Annotated in this window: 11 protein-coding genes; 10 read left to right on the top strand and 1 reads right to left on the bottom strand. The window is 44.8% G+C overall.

The features are described from left to right. The 3 genes from AACQ83_RS23050 to AACQ83_RS23040 all read left to right on the top strand — a co-directional run. The coding region (locus AACQ83_RS23050; protein ID WP_146747954.1) for a lysozyme at positions 1–320 on the top strand (320 nt) is incomplete at its 5' end. Continuing rightward, positions 317–766, top strand: coding sequence for a lysis protein (locus tag AACQ83_RS23045; RefSeq protein ID WP_112879891.1), 450 nt, complete (start codon positions 317–319; stop codon positions 764–766). The genes AACQ83_RS23050 and AACQ83_RS23045, both read left to right, overlap by 4 nt. 141 nt (positions 767–907) lie before the next feature. Then, entirely contained in the window at positions 908–1,063 is a 156-nt protein-coding gene (locus AACQ83_RS23040; protein WP_158537825.1) for a hypothetical protein, read from the top strand. Here the strand turns inward: AACQ83_RS23040 and AACQ83_RS23035 are convergent. Then, positions 1,060–1,236: a hypothetical protein gene (locus tag AACQ83_RS23035; protein ID WP_158537826.1), complete on the bottom strand. Its 177-nt coding sequence runs from the start codon at positions 1,234–1,236 to the stop codon at positions 1,060–1,062. The genes AACQ83_RS23040 and AACQ83_RS23035 overlap by 4 nt on opposite strands. 302 nt (positions 1,237–1,538) lie before the next feature. Here AACQ83_RS23035 and AACQ83_RS23030 point away from each other — a divergent pair, with 302 nt between their 5' ends. The 7 genes from AACQ83_RS23030 to gpW form a co-directional block, all read left to right on the top strand. Beyond that, positions 1,539–1,718, top strand: coding sequence for a hypothetical protein (locus tag AACQ83_RS23030; protein ID WP_112879876.1), 180 nt, complete (start codon positions 1,539–1,541; stop codon positions 1,716–1,718). A gap of 15 nt (positions 1,719–1,733) precedes the next feature. After that, positions 1,734–2,393, top strand: a complete 660-nt coding sequence (locus AACQ83_RS23025; protein ID WP_112886957.1) for a hypothetical protein — start codon at positions 1,734–1,736, stop codon at positions 2,391–2,393. A gap of 7 nt (positions 2,394–2,400) precedes the next feature. Next, positions 2,401–2,697, top strand: a complete 297-nt coding sequence (locus tag AACQ83_RS23020; RefSeq protein ID WP_146747950.1) for a hypothetical protein — start codon at positions 2,401–2,403, stop codon at positions 2,695–2,697. 121 nt (positions 2,698–2,818) lie between these two features. After that, complete coding sequence (locus AACQ83_RS23015) at positions 2,819–3,316, top strand: HNH endonuclease (RefSeq protein WP_112879839.1); 498 nt, start codon at positions 2,819–2,821, stop codon at positions 3,314–3,316. 230 nt (positions 3,317–3,546) lie between these two features. After that, on the top strand, positions 3,547–4,098 hold the full coding sequence (locus AACQ83_RS23010; protein WP_112879838.1) for a hypothetical protein: 552 nt from the start codon (positions 3,547–3,549) through the stop codon (positions 4,096–4,098). After that, on the top strand, positions 4,040–6,154 hold the full coding sequence (locus AACQ83_RS23005) for a phage terminase large subunit family protein (protein ID WP_112879837.1): 2,115 nt from the start codon (positions 4,040–4,042) through the stop codon (positions 6,152–6,154). Before AACQ83_RS23010 ends, AACQ83_RS23005 begins: the two co-directional genes overlap by 59 nt. Before the next feature lie 24 nt (positions 6,155–6,178). Next, on the top strand, positions 6,179–6,380 hold a 202-nt coding region (gpW, locus tag AACQ83_RS23000; RefSeq protein WP_112879836.1), incomplete at its 3' end, for a gpW family head-tail joining protein.

Raw genomic sequence — 6,380 nt, 5'->3', positions numbered from 1 at the left:
CTCACGGAGTAAAGCCAGGTGATGCAATCACAGAACGGCAGGCCGAACAATTCTTACTTGATGATTTGGCCCCGGTTTACATTACTTTGGAAAACTCAGTCAAAGTGCCGCTGACTCAGGGCCAGTTCGATGCTTTGTGTTCATTCATATTCAATCTCGGCACCGGTGCTTTCGTTCGTTCTACGCTGCTTAAGAAACTCAATGCTGGTGACTACAAAGGCGCCGCGTCTCAGTTTATGGAGTGGAATAAAGCGGGTGGACGTGTATTACCCGGCTTAGATGCCAGGCGAGCAGCTGAGAAAACGATGTTTTTATCATGAAATTCAACGCTCACTACTACACGCTTATTGCACTAGCGCTTGTCTCGCTTCTGGCTTACCACTATTACGGTAAGTATACCCAACAGCTTGATACGACAGTTAAGCTACAGAGTGAGTTGCTGGAGCAGCAGAATGAAATCGTTAATCAGCAGGAGAGGATAAGACTCTTGTCTGAACTGGATAATCAGCATACAAAGGAACTTGCTCATGCGAAATCTGAAATTGATGCTCTTCGTACTGATGTTGCCGCTGGTCATCGTCGGTTGCGCATCGCGGCCACCTGTCCAAAGAGAGAAGCCACTTCCCCCTCAGGCATGGGCTATGCAGGAGCCCCACGATTTAACCCGGCAACTGAACAAGATTATTTCGATCTCCGAAGAATGATTATTGAGAACGAGCAACAAACAAAATACTTGCAGGACTACATCAAAACCCAGTGTCAATAGCTAATCCAGAGCATTCTACTGACAGAGTACTCGATAGTAGTTATTTAGCTATGGGCGCCCGGCGGATGGATACTGACTTTTTAGCATAAAACTCTAATTCCAACTGTTTTCGATTTGGAAAGGGTTTAGAGAGGGTTTGAAATGAAATTTGAAGATTTATCAGAAATAATTCAATTAGTTGCTGCTAATACGTTAAAGGAAATGATAGAGAAAAATAACGCAGACAAAGAACAAGCCAAAGAAATGGCTTGTTCGATTAGCAAAGCTTTTACTTCATTGTATGAAGATAGTTATTAACTGAGCTTTTTGAAGTGATTATAAATTGATGTGTATGCGTACAGTAATGCTTCTGTACTGCTTTTTGTTCCTGCTCCGTGCATACCACCAGTTTTACCCGCCCGGATTAACTCAATAAGTACTTGCTGAGCTGCTTGTTCTGGGTTCTTTTTAGGATCAATAACATCAGACATTTCACTTTCCTTTCTTGACTGTGGAAAGTAAGAAACCCGCGCCGCCTGAGTGGGTTAACAAAGCAGGCATATAATCAGATAAGTCGTTAATGGTGAAGCAGTAATACCGGAAATTAAAATATGAACGATTTTGAATTCTATTGTTGGATAACTCCGATACTCGGTGGTTTCTGGTTCATGCTGCACGGTACGTGGGGCAATTTTCTGTACGGCTTAATGTGCTGGGGTCTATCCGCTGCGTGGGCGTGGTGGAAAATCAGATAACAGTCGCCCAGTGCGGCCTTTTTATTTAAGGGAAAGAGATGACACAAGATGAACAAACAATATTGATGTTTAGGGGGTTAATTGCCTCATTGTCAGAGCAACAACAAGAAAATGTCAGTACATGTGAAAAGGTAATACGTAAGATGCTGGCTGATTATCCAGATGAAGCTGTTTTCGCACTTGGATTGATTGGCGCAGAGTTGCAGTTATCTATGTAACTTAAGGTCAATAAGATGGCAGGATTAAAAGAACTGTCTAATAAGCTGACTCAAATAAAGAAGCAAGTCCCGTTTGCCACTGCTCAGGCATTAACAAAAGTTGCCCGGCAGATTGAACAAGCTGAAAAGAAGGCGATAGAGCGTAAGTTAGATAACCCGACTCCCTTTACTGTTAAATCTGTTGGCTCGGTTGGTGCTCGTAAGAATAATCTCACTGCTAAAGTGTTCGTGCGTGATATTGCAGCAAGTTATCTCACACCCTTTGAAGTTGGTGGGGTCCACAAGCTTAATAGCAGTGCGTTATTAAATCCAAAGAACATTAAATTAAACAAATATGGCAACTTACCCCGCAACAAACTCCAGCAACTGAAAGCCAAGCCCGATGTATTTATCGGAGAAGTCACAACCAGCGAACATAATAGTGTCAATGGCGTATGGCAACGTAAGAAAGGCAGAAAGGGTAAGAAGAGCAAAAAGCGGTTAAAGCGCTCTCCAAATGGCACTCGCAGAGAGAGGAAAAAGCAAAGACCGCCGAAACTATTAATCCGGTTCGGTGATGCTCTGCCTGTTGCGCCTATCTTGGGTTATCAGGAACGCGCAAGAAAGATGGCTGATGCATTAATGCCACAGGCTATCAGTCAGGCTCTAGATGAAGCTATTAAAACAGCAAAGTGAGGTTGTAATGAAGTATGAATTGAATGCAACAGTGACATTGCCCACTCATGAAGAAGTTGAAAATATCATTAATCAACTAAAATCAGAACTAAGCGGGTTTGATGTTAGCACCAATTTAGCGTCAATTATGTTGCGTGAGTTGCACAAGCGACTGAGTAAATCCATCGAATGTAAAGTCAGTGTGGATGTAACAAAAGAATATATGGATGCTATAAGATGTATCGTAAGTGAGAATAACAACGAGATAATAGTGACTGGTTTTGATGGTAAATTAGTAATTCGGGACTCATCATCAAGATATTAAATGATATTAAATGATATTAATTCTCATTTAAAGCCCTGTCACAGCTAGATAATTGATTTAAACATATTAATGGCCTCGCACTCGCGAGGTTTTTTTGTTCCTTAAACTGGCAGGGAAAGACATGATGGAGTTAACTCAAAGAAAATTGAAAGAGTTGCTCGACTATAACCCTGACACAGGAGTGTTTACATGGCTGGATAATACCCGTAAAGGTATCAGGCATGACAGGGTCGCCGGCTCACAGAGTCATGGGTACATCACAATCGCTATAGACGGAAAGCACTACCGGGCGCATCGGTTAGCGTGGCTCTATGTATATGGCCAGTGGCCTGTCAATATGATTGATCATATCAACAGAGTCAAAAGCGATAACAGGATAGCGAATTTACGTGAAGCCACAAATGAAGAGAACCAGCGCAACGTCGAAGTAGGTAAGAAAAACAAGTCCGGATTCAAAGGCGTATTCTGGGAGCCGTCACGGCAGAAATGGAAAGCCAGAACACAGATGAATAAAAAGAAATATACCCTCGGCAGGTTTGACAGGATTGAGGACGCAGTCGCTGCATATGAGAGCTTTTGCCAAAAACATTATGGTGAGTTCTATGTGCCGCAGAACTGATGCTATCAATATGTTCCCTGGTGATTTTTTGGGTCCTTACTCAGACCCCTTAAATCATGGGACATTGTGCGCCCCGATGTTTTACCAGCTATAAGTTTTCATTTTGTGTCCCATGTCATTTGCTTTGAAATGATTGAACTCCTGTCATATCTGGCATTGAGTCGATTTCTGCATGGGACATTAAAGACGGTGGGACATTTAATCTGTGTCCCATCACAAAGGAATGTCTCATGACAACAATGACTCAAGTTGATTATGCAAAGCACGCAGGGGTTGACAGAAAAACGGTTGGCCGCTGGATCAAGGCAGGAAAATATATTGTCTTAGATGGCAATATGATTGACGTTGAGGCAAGTGATAAAGCTTTGGCTACTTTGCGAGATAGCCAAGACCCAAGAACGAAGAATGCGATCAAAAAAAATCGGTCTATTGGCAAAGAAACTACCATAGATACGGTAAAAGAAATCATGATTGCTACCGGTGCCGAAATGAGCCGAGAAGAAGCTAGCCGGGTAAAGGAAAACTACCTGGCATTATTGACCAAGTTAGAGTACGAAAAGGAGGACGGGCTGTTAGTTGAGATGACCGTTGCCGAGGCGGTTCTGTTTTCTGCTTTTCGTGAGCAACGCGACGCATGGATGAACTGGCCTTCTAGGGTGGCTCCCTTGATGGCGGCTGACTTGGATGTTCCTGCTGACAGAATGACAGAGGTGTTAATAGAACATGTCCACAAACACATCTCTGGCCTCGGCGAGCCTGAATTTAACACAGACGAAACATGACCGTCTTTGTAGCGCAGTGCGCAGGGGTTGGACCCCGCCACCGCGTATTAGTGTACCGGATTGGGCCGATCAGTATCGTAAACTAGCAAAAGAGGCCGGGAGTACATCAGGGAATTGGGAGACTGGAACCGTAGAGATTGCTCGTGGACCGATGTTAGCGGCTACTGAATCTGGGGTACATATCATCACTGTAATGTGTTGCACTCAGTTGATGAAGACCGCATTACTGGAGAATCTGTTTGGCTATTTTGCTCATCTTGATCCTTGCCCTATTTTACTGCTACAACCCAAGGAAGATGCAGCGGAGCAGTTCTCCAAAGAACGTATTACCCCTCTTGTTAGGGTAACACCCATCTTGCGTAAATTGGTGGGTGGAAATAAGCAAAAAAATTCCAAAGAAACATTACTGTATAAATCGTTTACTGGTGGATTTCTGGCGCTGGCCGGTGCGGGTAGTCCTGATAACTTGGCTCGCCGCCCAATTCGTGTATTGCTGGCTGATGAAGTTGATAAATACCCCATCACTAGAGAAGGTGATCCAATAACATTAGCGGAAGAACGCACAGCAACGTTTGGTTTAAACTGGTTATCTGTTCGGGCCTGCTCGCCCACTGTAGAAGATGAAAGCCGGATTGCCGCCAGTTATGAGGATTCTGACCAGCGTAGAGCTTCTGTAGCTTGCCCTCATTGCGAACACCGGCAATTTCTCGATTTTTTTAAGCATGTTCATTGGCCCAAGGAAGGGGATAAACATATTACTCGCTCAGCTATGATCCACTGTGAAAGCTGTGGCGCTGGCTGGTCGGAGGGGGAGCGGTTACGAGCGTTAAAAACCATTCGATGGCATCAAACTAAACCGTTTGATTGTTGTGGCTCTCGACATGCTCCTTTAACTGCTTATGAACAAGCATGGCGTAATCAAGATGATGCTGACTCTATCAATCAAGTATGGGAATGGTCTTGTTCAGAGCGTCATGCTGTTTATCGGGCTATTTGCCCTGAATGCGGCAAGCAAGGAATTGACAATATACACGCAGGATATCAGGCATCTAAGTTATTTAGTCCGTGGCAAAAAGATAAACCCTCTGATATAGCGGAAAAGTATCTTAGAGCTAAAGGTGATCCAGACAAAGAGTTAGCGTGGTGGAATACCCAGATGGGGCTGCCTCACAGGCCTAATTATGGCAAAAAGCTGCCTGTTGATGTGTTGTTGTCAAGAAGAGAGGTATTTGGTGCAGAAGTCCCTGATGATATTGCTGTATTGACAGCCGGTATTGATACGCAAAATGATCGGCTTGAAATTGAAGTGGTTGGGTGGGGCAAGGACGAAGAAAGCTGGTCCATTGCATATGACGTTATAGAAGGTGATCTTGAAACCGCTGAGCCGTGGTTAAGATTGGATGCCTATCTTACGCAAATCTGGCGACGGGCTGACGGCCGTGGTTTTACGATTATGGCGGCGTGCATGGATTCTGGTGGTAGTCATACACAAAAAGTTTATGAATTTGCGAAAGAGCGCCTGGGGCGTCGCGTGTGGGCGATTAAAGGTGAATCTGCACAAATGGGCAGACGCTCACCAATTTGGCCCACAAAAAAACCCACACCGCGCACAAAATCCAGTTTCAGGCCGATAATCATTGGGGTTAACTCTGCAAAAGATTCTGTCCGTTCTCGATTACATATCGAAAAGCCGGGGCCGGGGTATATGCATTTTTCTACAGACCGGGACTTGGGTTATTTCACCCAACTGACTGCGGAGCGTCTGGTTATGAAAGAGTCCGCTGGGCAGCGGTACAGTGTCTGGGAACTGCCATCTGGCCGGGCTAACGAGGCGCTTGATTGTCGGGTATATGCGTATGCTGCGCTGTGTGGTTTATTTCATATAGGGCTAAAACTGAATAAGCTGGTAACAATTATTGCAACAGATCCTGGTCGGCGACTGTTGCCCCCACCCGTCGAACCGGAAGAAAAAATCAACTTACAATATCCCGGCGTTATTATTCAGGAACCGGAAAAGCCGAAGCGTAAGCGTATGTCTCAACTTTTGCCCTCTTAACCCTCAGCTATCTCAAGGATATTTATGTTTAACAGAAACACGAGTTTATTAGCGGGTGCAATGACGCGTGAGCAACTGCAAGATGCGCTAGCGAAAGCCCAACAGGCTTATATCGATCTGGCGACGGGAAGCCGGGGCGTGTCTTTTTCTTACACGCAGGGAGACGGCACCCGTTCAGTTTCGTATCAACAAAGCTCGCTGGCGGATTTACTGGCGCTGATCCAAC

Origin of the sequence: Photorhabdus sp. S10-54 (assembly GCF_963878145.1) — a bacterium.
GTDB classification, from domain to species: domain Bacteria; phylum Pseudomonadota; class Gammaproteobacteria; order Enterobacterales; family Enterobacteriaceae; genus Photorhabdus; species Photorhabdus kayaii.
Note: the sequence above shows the minus strand (reverse complement) of the source record. Positions and strands in the feature narration are given on the sequence as shown.